The organism is Devosia sp. (assembly GCF_017307565.1).
GTDB lineage: Bacteria > Pseudomonadota > Alphaproteobacteria > Rhizobiales > Devosiaceae > Devosia.
Genome location: NZ_JAFKHD010000286.1, coordinates 1 through 1,800, shown reverse-complemented (window position 1 = coordinate 1,800; position 1,800 = coordinate 1). Strand labels below are relative to the sequence as shown.

The following is a 1,800-nucleotide window of genomic DNA, read 5'->3' as shown; positions in this document are numbered from 1 at the left end:
ACTGTCAGCCAAGTCTACCAGCAGCTTCGCGACGAAGGGCTGATCGAGATGCGGGCGGGCCTCGGGGCCTTCACTGCACGCGATCCGCTGGCGGTCGCGGCATCGGGGCAGCCGATCAATGCGCTGCGCGGGGACATCGAAGCCATTCTTGCCAAGGCCGAGGCGCTCGGCGTCTCGTCCATGGCGCTAGTGTCGATGATCAATGCCGGCGCGCAGATGCGTCGTCCGGCAGCCGGGCTCAACATCGTCTTTGTCTGCATCTTCGAAGGGCCGGGCCGCGACTATGTCGAGGAAATCCGTCCGACGCTCGCCAGCAATGACCAAGTCGAGCTCGTGACGCTCGACAGCATCCGCGAGGATGGTCCGCAGCGGCGCGCCTGTGCCTCGGCTGACCTCGTTCTCACCTTCAGCCACAGGGAAGCTGAAGTGCGGGCTCTGGTGGATAGGGGCGACGTGCTGGGGCTGCGGTTCATTCCGTCCCAGCGGACGCGGCAGAGCCTTGCAGGGCTCGACTCGCGGGCCCGGGTCGCTGCCATCACGCACTTCAAGGAATATATCGCGATCATGCGTCCCAGCGTGCGCGAGTTTGCGCCGCATATTTCGGACATCCGCGTCACCTGGTCGTCTGCGCCGGATCTGAGCGAGGTCATCGAGGGGTCCGATGCTGTGGTCTACGCCTCCGGCGCCGACCATGTGGCCCAGCTCGTGCGGCCGGGCGTGCAGTGTTTCGAATATCGCCATGCGCCGGACTCGGGCGCTCTCGACACCATTCTGGCCCCGCGGCTCGCCGATATCCGGCGCGCCAAAGGTGGTCAGCTAGCGGGCCGACTATCCGCCTAATTAGTCAAATCAAGGGAACAGGGAATGAAGAAGCTACTTTTGACCACCAGCGCCCTCGTGGCGCTCAGCATGATGCCGATCCAGGGCATCGTCGCGCAGGAACAGCACAAGCTCGTCGTGGGGATGGACGTTGATGCTGGTACGCTCGATCCGCGTTTGATGCGCGACACGACCGCATCGCGTGCTGCCGACCTCATCTATTCCGGTCTCGTCCACATCACCCCGAGCCTCGAGCCGGTGCCCGATCTGGCCGAAAGCTGGGAAACGCCCGATCCGCAGACCTTCATCTTCAAGCTCCGCCCGGACCTGAAGTTCTCGGATGGCAGCCCGCTGACCGCCGATGACGTCGTTTACACCTATACGACGCTGGTCAATCCGGACTTCAACGCTCCGAGCCGCGCGCTCTACGCACCGATCTCGGCCGTGGAGGCCGTCGACCCGCAGACCGTGAAGTTCACGCTCTCCGCGCCTTATGCGCCGCTCCTCACCTATCTCGATATCGGCATTGTGCCCAAGGCGTTGGTCGAAGGCGGCACCGATATCGCGCTCAACCCGGTCGGCGCCGGCCCGATGAAGCTGGTGTCGTGGAACCGCGGCAGCGAGATCGTGCTCGAAGCCAATGATGCCTACTGGCGCGGCACCCCGACGATCGAGAATGTCACTCTCAAGATCATCGGCGACAACTCGGCTCGTTCGCAGGCCTTTGAGGCCGGCGATCTCGACGTCATCCAGTCGCCGCTGGCGCCGCAGGATATCGAACGCCTCAAGAATGATGACCGCTTCGGCAATGTCATCACTGCTGGCCTCGGCGTGAACTACCTCAATTTCAACGTCAAGGATCCGCTGCTGTCTGATCCGAAGATGCGCCAGGCCTTTGCCAAGCTCGTCGATCAGGCAACGATCGTGAACGACATCTACCAGGGCGTCGATCAGGAAGCACACTCGGTCATCCTGCCCTCG

Annotated in this window: 2 protein-coding genes; both read left to right on the top strand. The window is 63.3% G+C overall.

The window, feature by feature from the left end; genetic code table 11:
* On the top strand, positions 1-840 hold an 840-nt coding region (locus tag J0I64_RS08710), incomplete at its 5' end, for a GntR family transcriptional regulator (RefSeq protein ID WP_291407195.1).
* Between the two features lie 24 nt (positions 841-864).
* Positions 865-1,800: ABC transporter substrate-binding protein (locus tag J0I64_RS08705; protein ID WP_291407193.1), on the top strand; the 936-nt coding region annotated here is incomplete at its 3' end.